Raw genomic sequence first — 15,338 nt, 5'->3', positions numbered from 1 at the left:
GGATATTGATTAGCTTTTGCATAAGAAATGAAAGTAAGCCTAGCGCAATATAGCTTAGCCCTAAGATGCTTTGGGGCATATATAATTTACGTGTCTGACACATATCTTGACAAATTTCAATTTATTTCGGAGTAATGGGAGATGCTTTTGGGGGTAATCCAGACGTTCTAATTTTAGAGTCTTTGCATTTATCTATGGTCGATTTACCAACCTTCATCGCTTTTACTGCTTGGATGATAGTATGGATTTTATGGGGTACTAATTCAGCAGCATCGAGTTTAAAAATATATTTAGATAGATTTTGGAACAACTAAATTGACTTTAGACTTTCTGCAGCCGACCAAAACACAACGATTTTCAGAAGAAATATTGCCAGCCAAAACTCGATTCGCATAGTTTTTTTGTCGTGAATGCTTTTCTTGTTTGATAGAGCTGAAGTCTTTTGACATGAGATTTATTCCTTAAACTTTAATAGTTAAGTTATACGCTCTGTAGCGTTTATTGCAATATTTATCACTTCAGATAATAACAACATGATTATGATCCAATTCTAATCCCTAGGTATTGGCACGACAAATACTGATAATACTGCATTTTCTATACTAAGCCTTTAGGTGTGCGAAGTTTCTGAACCTCTAAGTAGGTAGAAGCACAGATAAAGTGTCTACACATTCTATTTGTAGAGGCATCGAGTATTATGGTCGAGTTGAACAGCATGATTATCAGTAATACTTTGCGATAAATGACATTGTTATAGTCCCTCTCTTGGTAATGTGACACAGAATTATGAACCGCCTACTTTCTGCGTATTGTGATGATGCATTAAATAGTTGAAATCGGGTGATCTATATTAATTCACTTTCTAAAGTCGCCAATATCTGCTTTTGATATTCGATTTCAGCTCTTGTAGCACCTAACTTAATCTTTACAAGCGATTGTGAGAGATCAAAGTAGTATTGTAGTGTAGTATCTGCGCTCTTATGACCAGCAAAGCGTTTTAACTTATTTAACATATTGTCGTAATCAGTATCAGACAACCTACCGATCGCGCGACTCCTTCGCTGCTCAATCTCTAACAATAAACAACCATAGCTTGTTATTGCATATCGACGTAAAGCGTGAGGGGTGATTTTAATTAGCTTGCTTATCTTTCCCCCCATCGCTCTTTTCTTTGTATCATTCACAGAGAGCTCAAAGGTTACAATAGATGATATATAAGTATCTGACATCCTTGCAGAGCTATTCTTGCGCTTATTGGCCGTTGTTACAAACACCTCTCCACTATCCTTGCAGTGTCCCTCTTTCAAAATCATTTTGCGTTCGAAGGATATATAACTGAGTGTTCTTTCAAGCAGATCAGGAGTCACCTGCACCATACGCTGTTTATCATTTTTAACTCCATGCTTTACCAGAACATTGAACATTTTGTTAATCGTTTTAAGTTCGTATTCAACTCCCTTGAGAATAGCCAACTGTTTTTGCAAGCCATCTGCTTCCGCCTTAGCTTGATCTAACGCCTGCTCAATGGTTTCACATTGTAGTAATCGTGTCTCCTCACTGCGGAGACCGGCTTGCGACATCCAATCAAAAACGAGTAGATTACGAATGCGATACATGTATTCCATGTCATCACTATTTTTAGGTGCTGCTTGACTAGCACGTTGAAGGACCAGTTCAGAAAGAAGGTTGATATGATTTCGAGTTGGTACAAACAGAGGCCCGCATGATGAGGCTACACGTTTTCTATAAGGACTACGGCATTCTCTCTTCCCTTCACCTGGTAAAACTTTAATTTGATGAGCAGGAATGCCTCTTTCTGTATCAGCCCAGCCACATAAATATTTAACATCTGTTTTGGAGTTAATCTGCAACCACCAGAAATAACCTACTACTGCACTTAAGTTTTGGTTTGCTGAGTCCACCTGAATTTTATCTTTGCCCTGCTGAAGAAAAGCAAAATATTTATCTAAGTCGTTTGAAGTAACAGCATTAATTTTTCTTTCAAACGACATACTATCGCTTTTTTTGTTCAGAGCTGTAATTCGAAATAAATAGTTGAAGAATTTGACAAGGTATAACGCATTGTAATAGCTGGTATCCACGGATACTGTTTTAGCTCGACTCATTAAAAATTCGGTTACGTTCCAATAAACATGCCCATTAGGAAACCCAACTAGAAACCCATTGCTATCTTTATCAAGATGCTGCTGCCTAGAGGTATGTAAAAAAAAACTCAAATTCCGCCCCTACAATTTGATCTGAGCTATCGTTTTTACTTGACAATTTGTCATCTTAGCCATCAATTCTCTTTTTTCGCATTCACACTTAGCAATCCGTTCTCTGAGATCACAAATTAAGGCATTTTTTCGGCCAAACTCTTCCTCACGCTGAATTATAAGCTCATGTTGATTAAGTAAATCCTCAGTTAATGCGGCATTGCGGAATAGCATTTCGCGATAAAGCGATTCGTAATCAATTTTATCGCTTTCAGTGGACTTAGTAAGGAGCCTAGTTGCATTCTTAAGGGATTCAACTTGATCGTGTATCCTGTTAGCATTCATTCTGTAAGTTTTAGATGACTTGCTAAACGACTGTAGATTCCGCTTTTGACAATTCAAAGCACAAAACCAATTAACGCTAACTTTTCCATTTTTATCAGCAAGCTCTTCAAGAAACGATTTAAGTTCATTATCTTTTTGAATGACACTTCTGATAACGTCAATTTTGTTATCTATTTTAGCTTGAATTGCTTCCAAGTTAACTCTATTTGCAGCTTCTGTATTTGCCATTCTCGTTACCTATTAGCCAGGATGGCATTAAATATAACCGAGTCTTCTGGATTTAGTAGACACTGCTCTTCCAAGTTTTTATAGTTCCAGTTAGCTAAAGGTAGCTTGTTTGGGCATCCATGACACTGCTCACGATTGGCAGTTAAAGTGTGCGCCATTTCATTTCCGGAGATACACTTAGACTTGCTTTTTCTACAACTTGTATTGCCCACACAAAGACCATCCTCAATCATTTCGAAGACAATATCATCCTCATTGATAAATTGCTCATACGCCATCCTGACACGGTTCTCAGCAATTGATGTGATATTTTTTGCACATTCATTAAATTTCTCACCAATATCAGATGCAGAATCAAATAAGCCACTCTGGCTGTTGTGCTCTTCCAGCACATCAATCATCGCCATACGAGTAAAGGCATCCTGCGTTGCATCTTCACTAGTAGAATTAAGATATGCAAATGTCGTCGTAATATCAGTATGCCGAAGATGATACTTTAGTGCATCAACACTTCCGCCAAAATGGTTTACAAAAACACCGGCGAAGAATCGGCGAAATTGATGCTCACTAAACTGCCAAAGATAATCATCTTTTATACCTATGAACGCAAAATATTCAGCCCGGTACTCCTTGAACCAATACTGCGATACATAATCGTTGGTCATATTTTTATATTGCCACAGGTTCTCGTTACCAGTTATTTCTCGGGCAGGACGACTAATTTCTTCAAGCAACTCAATGCATATTTTCATTAAATTAGTTGCGGGAAACTGGTCATTAACTCGGTATGTTTTCGCCACATACATATCAATCCAATGGCCAGACTCCGTCGTACTAATACACCTCGCTTTTAAAGACATAATTTCAGAGCTTCGACGAGCAGTAAAAAAGCAAAGAACCATTTCAATAGCCACCATCAAATGCCGGTATAAAAAAGTTGCTAAACCATAATTTTTCGCTTGTTTATCATGTGATTCATTATGTTTTTTTAGCCAATTACTGATGGTGCTTTTGTATGTTTTATATTCATCTGCAATCTGTTTTAATGTCCAGCCACTAGCACGTAGCTTAGCCACTTCCGACCACTTGTTACGATCCGCTTCACTATAGGTCTTTGCTGTGGTTCTATCGAAATTAGTGAACAGAATTGGAGGAAATGAATCTTTATAACCTTCAACTGCAATAGGGTTCTTTCGAAAGTATTCCTTGGCTAATTCAGCTGTATTATTGTGAGGTTTAAAAGACGCTAACTTAGCAAACTTCTCTAGTGCGTCATCGCGTTTTTCTAACAATGGCTTGCCATAATGAAGAATAAACTCAATAGAACGCTCTACTGCCTTTTTCATAATAAAAAAGGGAACATCTTTTGTTTTGCCGTTTGAACTAGCCTTTTTGTTAATTGCTCTGATTTCACAGTTCGATATCGGAGGAATATCCGAAGGCATCATAGGAAGCAGATCAGGGTAGCGAGTAGCAAGCCGTAGTGTTCTATTTAGCGCAGAGATTTGCTTAACAACTGTCCCCGTTGTATTTAAGGCGTATACTGATTTTTTTTTGCCTGAATTCACCTGATTTCTAAAACCTTTCGAGTTATAATCATCTTGCAAACTATCCGAAATATCAGCCAACTCTCTGAAATTACTCCAACTATTGGTTGGAATGCCAAGGTCAAACATTAAATGCTTAATATTAAAAAGGCTCTGTTGTCTCACTTTTGGATAGAGACTCTTCTTGACATATCTGGATAGGTCACTGCTAGAAATATTTACATGCGCCTGGAATCTTTCTGTAAACCCTAAGTTATGAGCTGTAGTTAGGTACAAGTTCTGAGCAAAATCACGAACCATTTCTGATGTCGCATTTTTAGGATTACGTATATCTTGCTGCCATCTCAAAAATCGAATGAAATACATTAGTTTAGCTAAATACTTCTTGATTGACTGGTGACTATCCAATGCCTGATTGGTGGCTCTAGAGTCAACAACAGATAACAGCACTAGCCATTTTACAGTCTTAAGTAATTCAGGCTCGTCAACAAGTAATAATTGACAATCTAATATTAGCTCGAAATCAACATCACCTTTTTCACCGTTAAGTAACAATATCCATTTATTGTCACTAAATGGACTTAAAAGTTTATCACAAACAGGAGCTTCGATATTGCTAAAGTCAATCACCACTTCAAGCTTATTTAACGCGATTTTGTTCACTCTCACAAGTTGAAGACCTTCAAATAAGGGTTTTCGTCTTTCTGCAGATTAAAAAGCGTCTCCGCACCAGATAATTCGAAGCGAACATCTTGGTTACGCCTGTATGCATCGATCGCGTAATTATTAAATACCTTCCACAACTGCCACTTCTTCATCTCTGCTTCACTAAGTTGATCGAAGGCATACTCTAATGCAGCATTCCACAATAAAGTATTCAATATAGAGTGCTTGCTGGCAACAAGCACTGGTCGCCTATTGGTACAGGTTGGGCAAAACTCAACCTTATTACAAGCTTGGCCTTTTTTGGTATACGGCCCGTCGATTGGATCCGTACAATACACCCCACCGAACTGACTATTTAAGATTTTCTTGGCCCCTTCAACACTAGCAAGGTAGTCACTACGATCAATACCGGCAAAATCAATAAACTCATCAATCTGCATCGTTACTAGAGCCTCTAGTGAATTTTGAAACTTACGAATATCAAGTTCATTGTTGAAATTCAATGCTAAGTGCTTCAAATAAGCTGAGGTTGAGGACATATTAGTATGCCTACCTTGTTTCATAACCTTAAGAGGATCTTTAGTTAATAGGGCCGTTAATTGCATACTGCTTTGCCTGATCATACTGGGGGGTACCTGAACGGCACCATGAGTCAATTCAGATATGACTTTGGCAAAAGACTTTGTACTTGCTCCAGCACTTAAAGGGGCAGGAAAGTAACCACTATTATTTCTGTTTTGATTCTTGTACAAAGTTAAGAATAAACGATTTTTATTGTGATCTTTCGCCATATTCCTGTAGCGGCTTGTTGCGGACTGGAGATACCTTATGACTTTAGGGACACCTAGCCTCAATCGTTCGCAACCTTCAAACACTAGTACATCAATACGCTCCTCATTCGGATCAGCTTTTGTTAGCCCTATACGTCTCTTTGACATATTCGCACGGTTTTTATTATCAATTAAATGATACACACCCTCATTTTCAACTAAACAATCACTGTTTAGGTAGCGAATACTAGACTCATTATTTGAAGTATCAATATACAAAATACATTGAGCTAAAATTTGTGCTTCTGAATGAAGGTTAAAATGGTTGTTAATATCAATGATTAAATTACCTCCCATAACTCGGCATCGTCGGCTTAAATAACTATAAAGAATACGGTTATGGTATCTTCGAAGTTCTTTTTTCTCAAAGGAATCCCGAGGAACGACTCCTTCTTGATAGTGATATATATAAGCCGATAGGCCATCAATACCGTAACTTTCAATTAATAAGATTATTTCTTGAAACTTTAATTTTGAGCCAACTCCAGACGAGACTAGCTCTTCACGATAGAGCAATAATTCATGAATCTTGGCGGCTATCTCAATATTTTGTTTTTTATTCGCTGAGCGGATGGCAAGTAAATGCTTTGCAATAATCGTACGAAGCCGCTTTTCTGCGTTTATTCTAATAAGTTTTAGATTGTCATTTAAAAAAACACAGGTGGCTCTAATCAAATCATCAGTCGACTTAATTTTCACCCCTGTTGCGCTCATAACGCTGGATAGCATTGATCTTATTTGATTATTATCACAATCTAAGCCTAACTCATTAATTACGCTTTCGACTTCAGGTATCCCTTCCTTAGATCTAGCACGATTATTGGTGACCATAGAACGGGCTAGTCTGGGAGGTAATTTTAAACCTTTAATCCTAAGGCCGTGAGGCCAAATACCATTAGACGCGGAGTGTTTGAGGAAAGATGAGAGGATTGAAAGATAATTATGGGCATTAGTACCTTTGCCATAAGTTTTTATTACATGTTCTCTATATGCATCTAAGGCAAACTGCCAATCTAGATGAGCAACTTCTGCATGACCAACACGATTTAACTTCCTAATAAGGCTAATCGTAGATTGGGAGTTTTTACTCGCTAGGAAAGTTAAGAAAGTGTATAATCTGCCATAGATAGTACTGTCACCTGATATAGTAGTGTTAAGTGTTTTTGATACATACTCTTCAAACGACTCATCAAAACACCGCAAGAATGACTTACCTAAGGATTTAAACTCCTTTATATCAGAAAACTTTCTTGATTTTTTAGAGCGGTTTCGGTTCAAATTACTTTTGCTCTGTCATTAACTGAAAAAGGAGCTAATTATTAGCTCCTTTTATACCACATCCAGTCTTAAATTAGAAAACTTCACCAGTTTCTAAATCAATATTTTCATCACTAGCAGATGAGCTAGCTGGCGTTTTTGAACTTAATAGCATCGCACGTAATGTCGTATCAATTTCTTGTGCCACTTCAGGATGTTCAAGTAAGTATTTACCCGCGTTAGCACGTCCTTGACCAATTTTTTCGCCTTTGTAGCTGTACCAAGCACCGGCTTTATCAACCAGCTTGTGTGCAACACCTAAGTCAACTAGTTCACCGGTACGGTTAATACCTTGTCCATAAAGGATCTGGAATTCAGCTTGCTTAAATGGAGCTGCAATCTTATTTTTAACCACTTTAACGCGAGTTTCATTACCGATGACTTCATCGCCATCTTTAATCGCACCAGTACGACGAATATCTAAACGAACAGATGCGTAGAATTTAAGTGCATTACCACCAGTGGTCGTTTCAGGGCTACCAAACATTACACCAATTTTCATACGAATTTGGTTAATAAAAATAAGCAGTGTGTTTGATTGCTTAAGGTTACCAGCAAGTTTGCGCATCGCTTGGCTCATCATACGAGCAGCAAGGCCCATATGCGAATCACCAATTTCACCTTCAATTTCTGCTTTTGGTGTTAATGCTGCAACAGAATCGACAACGATTACGTCTACCGCACCTGAACGCGTTAACGCATCACAAATTTCTAGTGCTTGTTCGCCTGTATCTGGCTGTGAACAAAGTAAGTTATCAATATCTACGCCTAGCTTTTTGGCATAAATTGGGTCAAGAGCATGTTCAGCATCGATAAACGCACAGGTTTTACCTTCTCGTTGCGCAGCAGCAATAACTTCCAATGTCAAAGTAGTTTTGCCACTACTTTCAGGCCCATAGACCTCCACTATTCGACCTAAGGGGAGTCCGCCTGCACCTAACGCGACGTCTAATGAAAGTGAGCCGGTAGAGATAGTTTCAACATCCATTGTGCGGTCTTCGCCCAACTTCATGATCGAACCTTTACCGAATTGCTTTTCAATTTGACTTAACACTGCGACAAGTGCTTTTTGTTTATTTTCATCTGTTTTAGACATGTTATAACCCTTGCATATTTTTTGATTTAAGATGAATATTTATTCACCACCACCACTTGTTAATATATACAGCTCATATCAAATTAGTATATTGGGAACGCTATGAACCGGTTCTTTGCGTCGAACTTGTTCTAGGCAGCGATTAAAGAGGGGGTTAATCTAGGTGAACCATTTAAAGTTTGGCTTTGGTAAATTTCAACGATACGTCCCATTGGCAAACCGCCCGCACCGAGTGCGATATCCAATGAAAGCGAACCGGTAGAGATAGTTTCAACATCCATTGTGCGATCTTCGCCCAACTTCATAATTGAGCCTTTACCAAATTGCTTTTCAATTTGGCTTAAAACGGCGGCTAGTGCTTTCTCTTTATTTGGATCAACCTTCATTATAAAACCCTCTTAAGGCATTCAATACGTTTAGTAAAATGCTATTTCGACTTAGGTGAAGTGACGTGAATCATTTCAATATGTTCATCAGTATACTGTATAGTCATACAGTATCAAGTGCTGAGCTGATTTTTTTTTAAACCTTTGAGAATTGATCATTTACATCAATATTTTATCCTCATAAAATTTTTTGTTTGAATCTATTTATACGCTGGGGGCAAATATTGTTAAGATTAGCCCCATAAGATTTACGTCCTACGATTGATTAATAGTGAAGTGTTCATAATGACAGTGATTGATACCAGCGATTTAGAAAAACACACCCCGATGATGCGCCAGTATTTGGGCTTAAAAGCGGCCCATCCTGATATGTTATTGTTTTATCGAATGGGTGATTTTTATGAGCTTTTTTACGATGATGCTAAACGCGCTTCTGAAATGCTGGGTATTTCACTGACGGCTCGTGGAAAAAGCGGCGGTGACCCGATTCCCATGGCAGGCATTCCATATCACGCTGTCGAAGGCTATTTAGCAAAATTAGTTAACATTGGTCAGTCTGTAGCCATTTGTGAGCAAATTGGTGATCCAGCCACATCAAAAGGCCCTGTTGAGCGCCAAGTGGTGCGCATTGTTACCCCTGGCACCTTAACTGACGAAGCTCTACTGCAAGAAAAACAAGACAATTTATTGGCAGCACTGTATCAGGGTAAAAGCGGTTTTGGTTACGCGACTTTAGACATTTCGTCTGGTCGTTTTGTTGTTGCAGAATTACCCACTCGTGAAGCTTTAGAAGCCGAATTACAGCGGACTAATCCAGCAGAGTTACTTTACAGTGAAGATTTTGCTGACATGTTATTAATCAATAACATGAAAGGCATCCGTCGTCGCCCAGAGTGGGAGTTTGATTACGACACATGTATTAATTTACTGCTCAATCAATTTGGCACCAAAGATTTGCACGGTTTTGGTATTACTGATGCACGATTGGCGTTACAAGCTGCAGGTTGTTTAATGCAGTATGTAAAAGATACCCAAAAGATGGCGTTACCACATATCAACTCGATTGTGCGCTTTAATCAATCTGAATCTATTATTTTAGATGCCGCAACTAGACGTAATTTAGAGTTAACTCAAAATTTATCTGGCGGGCGAGAAAATACCCTATCATGGGTATTAGATAATACCGCAACCCCTATGGGTAGCCGTATGTTACAACGCTGGATCCATGAACCATTACGCAATCGTCAAACTATTCAATATCGCCATAGCGCAGTCAGTGAACTCATTGAGCAAGACTTATATCAAACCTTACATGAGCAACTAAAAAGCTTAGGTGATATCGAACGTATTATGGCTCGTTTAGCACTACGCAGTGCCAGACCACGTGACTTTTCACGTTTAAAGCAAGCACTAACGCTTCTGCCTGAAATCCAGCAAACATTAGCAACATGCCAACAACCTCGATTAAATACGTTAGTGCAATTACTGGGTGAATTCCCTGAACAACATGATTTATTAGAACGCGCTATTGTAGACAACCCTCCCATGTTAATTCGTGATGGTGGCGTTATCCGTACTGGCTATAATAATGAGTTAGATGAATGGCGTAAGTTGAGTGAAGGCGCCAGTGATTATTTAGTCGAACTTGAAGCTCGTGAGAAACAACAAACGGGGATTAACACCTTAAAAGTCGGCTATAACCGGGTTCATGGTTACTATATTGAAGTTAGCCGTTTACAGTCAGATAGAGTGCCACTGAGCTATCAGCGTCGTCAAACACTCAAAGGCACCGAACGATATATCACCCCAGAATTGAAAGAATACGAAGAAAAAGTACTTTCAAGCCAAGGCAAAGCACTCGCGCTTGAAAAACAACTGTGGGAACAACTGTTTGACTTATTGTTACCTAAATTACAAGAATTACAGCAGTTTGCAACGGCTGCTGCCGAGTTAGATATATTAAGTAACTTTGCCGAACGAGCACAATTATTTAATTATCAATGCCCACAAATGACCCACGATATTGGTATTAATATTGAAGCGGGCCGCCATCCAGTCGTTGAACGAGTTAGCCAAGCAGCATTTATTGCTAATCCGGTAGCGTTAACACCGCAGCGCCAAATGCTTATTGTCACAGGTCCGAATATGGGCGGTAAATCTACCTATATGCGTCAAGTTGCATTGATTACATTGATGGCACATATCGGCTGTTTCGTTCCAGCAGACCATGCTCAAATTGGTGAAATCGACCGAATTTTCACCCGTATTGGTGCATCAGATGATTTGGCATCGGGCCGATCAACCTTCATGGTTGAAATGACCGAAACGGCTAATATTTTACATAATGCTACTGCAAACAGTTTAGTGTTGATGGACGAAATAGGTCGCGGCACCTCGACTTATGATGGTTTAGCGCTCGCTTGGTCTGCTGCTGAATATCTAGCCAAAAACGTCAGTGCACTGACATTATTTGCTACTCATTATTTTGAATTAACTCAATTGCCCGAGCTGTTACCGTCAGTGATTAATGTGCATTTAGATGCAATAGAACACGACGACACAATTGCCTTTATGCATTCGGTACAAGAAGGTGCGGCAAGTAAAAGTTATGGTCTACAAGTTGCGGCCCTAGCGGGTGTGCCGGCCTCCGTCATTAAAGCGGCAAAACATAAGCTTCATCAACTTGAAAACCGAGATATGACATTATCTCAACAGAATCCAACTCAAGTGAGTATGAACTTATTACCTCCAATTCCAGAGCCATCACTAGCACTGAAAAAGTTAGCCCAAATTAATCCAGACGAATTGACACCTAAACAGGCGTTAGATTATTTATATGAGTTGAAGCGATTAAGTCACACGAACACCGAGCTACGAAAATAACTGGCCAAGTGAATTTTTGAACTGTGGAAGCCTGCAAAGGCTTCCATTTCAATGACGTATTAGGTGTTACATCAAACGAGTAACGCCCCTGAAATACGATGAAATGAACCAACAGTATTAAAACACCAGCAGTAATACCTAGGTTATATCGTCAAGTTGCCACTACACAACGCTTAAATTAAGTTGGCGATTAGTAGGATAAACCTAAGCGCATGAGCAAAATTAAAATGCTCATATAGGTCTTAACCCTAATATCGCAATACCTTAATTGACCTTATTGACACATTAATGATGACATATCATTTGTGTGTTGATCATAGTCAACCGCCTAATATTCACAATAAACGTTCACTGTCCATTAATCTCTGAATAATGCTTCAACCGACAGTCCTTGCGCCCCAAGTAAGTCTTTTAAGCGTTTAAGCGCTTCGACTTGAATTTGACGTACACGCTCACGTGTTAAACCAATTTCGGCACCGACATTCTCTAATGTTGAAGGTTCATATCCGAGTAAACCAAAACGTCTTGCTAACACTTCGCGTTGTTTAGTGTTTAATTCGTTTAACCAGCCCACTATCGAATTAGATAAATCTTCATTTTGTACCCGATAATCAGGGCCAACGGAATCATCATCAGCAATAACATCTAATAATGCCTTCTCATTATCGCCACTCAGAGGCGAGTCTACCGAAGTAATTCTTTCGTTTAACTTCAGCATACGGCTAACATCACCGGTCGACACATCTAACTTTTCGGCGATTTCTTCTGCGGTCGGTTCGTGATCAAGTTTTTGGGCAAGCTGTCTTGCTGTACGCAAGTACACATTTAATTCTTTTACAATATGAATTGGTAGACGGATAGTGCGAGTCTGGTTCATGATCGCCCGTTCAATGGTTTGTCTGATCCACCACGTTGCATAAGTGGAAAAACGGAAACCACGCTCAGGATCAAACTTTTCAACCGCTCGAATTAAGCCTAAATTGCCTTCTTCGATCAGATCGAGCAGCGCTAAACCACGATTGTTATATCTTCTGGAAATTTTAACAACAAGACGGAGGTTACTTTCTATCATGCGGTTGCGAGACTTTTCGCAGCCTTTGAGGGATTTACGTGAAAAAAACACTTCTTCCTCTGCTGTCAGTAGCGGAGAAAAACCTATTTCACCTAAATATAATTGAGTAGCGTCTAAATTTTTTTGTAAGTCATCTTGGACTTTTTCTTCAATATCAAGTTGTTGCACCAAATCGCGTTTACCGGTTGCAACTTCTGGTGGTTGTTTAGCTAGATCGACAAGATATTCTGCTGAAGCAGTATTATTTTTGCGGCTCATAATTGCTCTCCCAAACCTAATTTGTGGTATTTAATCTACTTCACTTGCTTATCCTCCGTTATTTATGTTGCTAAACAATTACTGTTTAGGTAGATATCGTAATGGGTTGACAGACTTACCATGAAATCGTACTTCAAAGTGAAGCATAACTTGGTGTGTCCCGGTACTGCCCATTTTTGCAACTGTTTGTCCTGCACTCACATATTGCTTTTCTTTAACCAATATCGTGTCGGCATGCGCATAAGCACTTAAAAAATCATCATTGTGTTTGATAATAACTAAGTTGCCATACCCGCGCAGTGCATTACCGGCATACACGACTCTCCCATCTGCTGCGGCTTTAATAATATCGCCGCGATTACCAGCAATCTTTATACCTTGATTGCCTTGTTCTGATGCCGAAAAATATCCAACTATTCGGCCTCTAACTGGCCAGTGCCATTGCTGAACTTGCTGTGGCAAATTAGCGACAGAACCACTCGCACTTTGGTTAATTGTTTGTTGGGTAGTTGTTACAGAATACGCAGGCTTCACTTTGTGATCAAGATCTTTTTTCGTTCTGACTGAAACGACTGCTGGGACTGGGTTTGGCGCAACCGTAGGTTTGATTGTTTTTAATATAGAACTATTCGAACTCGAAATATAGGGTTTAGTAACGGCTTGGGTTTGTACTGAATTAACAGAAGGTTGGGATGCTCGAGCAGGTGCCGATTGACTATTATTTGTAGTGGCTAAATTAAGCGTTTGCCCAGGATAAATAGTATAAGGAGCCGATAAACGATTCAAACGGGCAACTTCGACAAAATTACGTCCAGCCCCCCAAGCTATTGAATAAAGTGTGTCACCTTTCTGTACTTTATATTTATCGGTTTTTAATGAGCCTTTATGATACCGAGGACCATGATTTTTTGACGATAAGCTGTCTACCGGTGCGGGACGATCAGCTTGAAAGCTGCATCCAGTGAGCATGATTGCTAAGACCACAAAGTTGGGCCAACCGGTATTCATCAAACAAAGTCCTTAACGGGGAAATAGGTGATTGTTAAGCTAAATAAGCTTACTCCAAACGAAAATATCAATAATGGATAAAAATCATTTGTATCGTGTTAACTAAGCCAAATCTCCATTAATGAGAGGAACAAATTTAACGGCCTCTATTATCTCAGATTTGAATGTCTGTCCGATGCGGGTAATTTTGAGTAATTGCTGGGTGTCTTCTCCTACCGGAATAATCAATACTCCATGTTCGGATAATTGTTCAAGCAATGCTTGAGGTACTGTCGCAGCAGCAGCGGTCACCATTATGCCATCAAATGGTCCACGGTTTGACCACCCTTGCCAACCATCACCATATTTGAATGCGACATTATGTAAATCTAGACGTTTTAGTCTTTGACGAGCTTGTATTTGTAATGCTTTTATACGCTCAATTGTGAATAACTCTGGAATTAACGATGCTAAAACAGCGGCTTGGTAACCTGAACCAGTGCCAATTTCTAACACTTTTTGAGGATTATGTTGCAGCAACAGTTCAGTCATTCGAGCCACAATATAAGGCTGCGAAATTGTCTGTCCCTGCCCGATAGGTAATGCCGTATTCTCATACGCCTTATGAGCTAATGCACCATCAAGGAACAATTCACGTGGTGTTGTTGCTACAGCATGCAATACCGCAGGATGTCGAATCCCTGCCTCGGCCAGTTTTTTGGCCAAATTCATTGCTGATGTAGAAGCTACACGAGTCATATTTTTATTATCCAATCGGCTAATCCATCAAGTTGATTGTATGCCGTTAAGTCTACCGTGAGTGGCGTTATAGATACATATCCCGCAGCTACAGCACCAAAGTCAGTCCCTTCACCGGAATCTTGTTCACTGCCAACAGGACCAAGCCAGTATATATCTTTACCCGCTGGATCTTGGGTTTTTATCATACCTTCGGCTTTATGTCGCGCTCCTAAACGGGTAACTTTAATCCCTTTAATTTGTGCTAAAGGTAAATCTGGAACATTAACATTCAAAATTTGATCACGACTAATAGGATGTTGCAGCAACCCTTTTACAATTTTGGCTGCGTAAACAGCTGCTGTATCGTAATGGATTAATGATTTTCCAACCAGTGACACAGCAATGGCAGGTAAACCTAAAAAACGTCCCTCCATTGCCGCTGCAACAGTGCCTGAATATAAAGTGTCATCCCCCATATTCGCCCCGGCATTAATACCAGAAACGACAATATCAGGTTCGGTTTGACACAATTGCCTAATCGCGAGATGCACACAATCTGTCGGTGTACCATTAACCGAAACATAGCCATTTTCTAAGTTATTAATTCTTAATGGATTAGTCAAGGTTAATGAATTGCTCGCACCAGAGCAATTACGATCCGGTGCGACAGTTAATACTTGCGCAAACTCACTCAATGCGTGGGTTAATGCAATGATGCCGGGGGCTCTCACGCCATCATCATTACTGACTAAAATATTAATCATTA

Annotated in this window: 10 protein-coding genes and 1 pseudogene; 1 reads left to right on the top strand and 10 read right to left on the bottom strand. The window is 39.5% G+C overall.

The window, feature by feature from the left end; all coding sequences use genetic code 11:
• Nucleotides 1-845: 845 nt before the first annotated feature.
• The 6 genes and pseudogenes from AAEY97_RS01470 to recA (AAEY97_RS01445) all read right to left on the bottom strand — a co-directional run.
• Nucleotides 846-2,237, bottom strand: coding sequence for a site-specific integrase (locus AAEY97_RS01470; RefSeq protein WP_350995990.1), 1,392 nt, complete (start codon nucleotides 2,235-2,237; stop codon nucleotides 846-848).
• 9 nt (nucleotides 2,238-2,246) lie between these two features.
• The gene (locus AAEY97_RS01465; RefSeq protein WP_350995987.1) at nucleotides 2,247-2,789 is read right to left on the bottom strand and encodes a hypothetical protein; all 543 of its coding nucleotides are present in this window, start codon (nucleotides 2,787-2,789) and stop codon (nucleotides 2,247-2,249) included.
• A gap of 5 nt (nucleotides 2,790-2,794) precedes the next feature.
• A complete protein-coding gene (locus AAEY97_RS01460) occupies nucleotides 2,795-5,005 on the bottom strand; it encodes a site-specific integrase (RefSeq protein ID WP_350995984.1) in 2,211 nt (736 codons plus the stop codon).
• Nucleotides 5,002-7,110: a hypothetical protein gene (locus AAEY97_RS01455; RefSeq protein ID WP_350995981.1), complete on the bottom strand. Its 2,109-nt coding sequence runs from the start codon at nucleotides 7,108-7,110 to the stop codon at nucleotides 5,002-5,004. The genes AAEY97_RS01460 and AAEY97_RS01455 overlap by 4 nt, the downstream gene beginning before the upstream one ends.
• Nucleotides 7,111-7,183: 73 nt before the next feature.
• Complete coding sequence (gene recA / locus AAEY97_RS01450; RefSeq protein ID WP_350995978.1) at nucleotides 7,184-8,245, bottom strand: recombinase RecA; 1,062 nt, start codon at nucleotides 8,243-8,245, stop codon at nucleotides 7,184-7,186.
• Nucleotides 8,246-8,379: 134 nt separating this feature from the next.
• Nucleotides 8,380-8,631, bottom strand: a pseudogene (gene recA / locus AAEY97_RS01445) (recombinase RecA); the annotation flags it as partial.
• Between the two features lie 285 nt (nucleotides 8,632-8,916).
• On the opposite strand from recA (AAEY97_RS01445), the gene mutS reads away from it, so the two are divergent.
• On the top strand, nucleotides 8,917-11,514 hold the full coding sequence (mutS, locus tag AAEY97_RS01440; protein WP_162022556.1) for a DNA mismatch repair protein MutS: 2,598 nt from the start codon (nucleotides 8,917-8,919) through the stop codon (nucleotides 11,512-11,514).
• 358 nt (nucleotides 11,515-11,872) lie between these two features.
• Here the strand turns inward: mutS and rpoS are convergent, their stop codons facing one another.
• The 4 genes from rpoS to surE form a co-directional block, all read right to left on the bottom strand.
• A complete protein-coding gene (gene rpoS / locus AAEY97_RS01435) occupies nucleotides 11,873-12,844 on the bottom strand; it encodes an RNA polymerase sigma factor RpoS (RefSeq protein ID WP_101085622.1) in 972 nt (323 codons plus the stop codon).
• Between the two features lie 78 nt (nucleotides 12,845-12,922).
• Entirely contained in the window at nucleotides 12,923-13,855 is a 933-nt protein-coding gene (locus tag AAEY97_RS01430; RefSeq protein WP_443024112.1) for a peptidoglycan DD-metalloendopeptidase family protein, read from the bottom strand.
• A 99-nt stretch (nucleotides 13,856-13,954) separates the two neighbouring features.
• The gene (locus tag AAEY97_RS01425; RefSeq protein WP_101086297.1) at nucleotides 13,955-14,590 is read right to left on the bottom strand and encodes a protein-L-isoaspartate(D-aspartate) O-methyltransferase; all 636 of its coding nucleotides are present in this window, start codon (nucleotides 14,588-14,590) and stop codon (nucleotides 13,955-13,957) included.
• Entirely contained in the window at nucleotides 14,587-15,336 is a 750-nt protein-coding gene (gene surE / locus AAEY97_RS01420; protein ID WP_162022554.1) for a 5'/3'-nucleotidase SurE, read from the bottom strand. The genes AAEY97_RS01425 and surE overlap by 4 nt, the downstream gene beginning before the upstream one ends.
• Nucleotides 15,337-15,338 lie beyond the last annotated feature (2 nt).

The organism is Shewanella sp. TB7-MNA-CIBAN-0143 (genome assembly GCF_040310065.1).
Taxonomy (GTDB): Bacteria; Pseudomonadota; Gammaproteobacteria; order Enterobacterales; family Shewanellaceae; genus Shewanella.
Note: the sequence above shows the minus strand (reverse complement) of the source record. Positions and strands in the feature narration are given on the sequence as shown.

What these genes read in the sequence shown, in the direction of transcription:
- rpoS (WP_101085622.1), bottom strand. Translation starts at nt 12,844, where the DNA reads ATGAGCCGCAAAAATAATACTGCTTCAGCAGAATATCTTGTCGATCTA.
- surE (WP_162022554.1), bottom strand. Translation starts at nt 15,336, where the DNA reads ATGATTAATATTTTAGTCAGTAATGATGATGGCGTGAGAGCCCCCGGC.
- mutS (WP_162022556.1), top strand. Translation starts at nt 8,917, where the DNA reads ATGACAGTGATTGATACCAGCGATTTAGAAAAACACACCCCGATGATG.
- recA (WP_350995978.1), bottom strand. Translation starts at nt 8,245, where the DNA reads ATGTCTAAAACAGATGAAAATAAACAAAAAGCACTTGTCGCAGTGTTA.
- AAEY97_RS01425 (WP_101086297.1), bottom strand. Translation starts at nt 14,590, where the DNA reads ATGACTCGTGTAGCTTCTACATCAGCAATGAATTTGGCCAAAAAACTG.
- AAEY97_RS01465 (WP_350995987.1), bottom strand. Translation starts at nt 2,789, where the DNA reads ATGGCAAATACAGAAGCTGCAAATAGAGTTAACTTGGAAGCAATTCAA.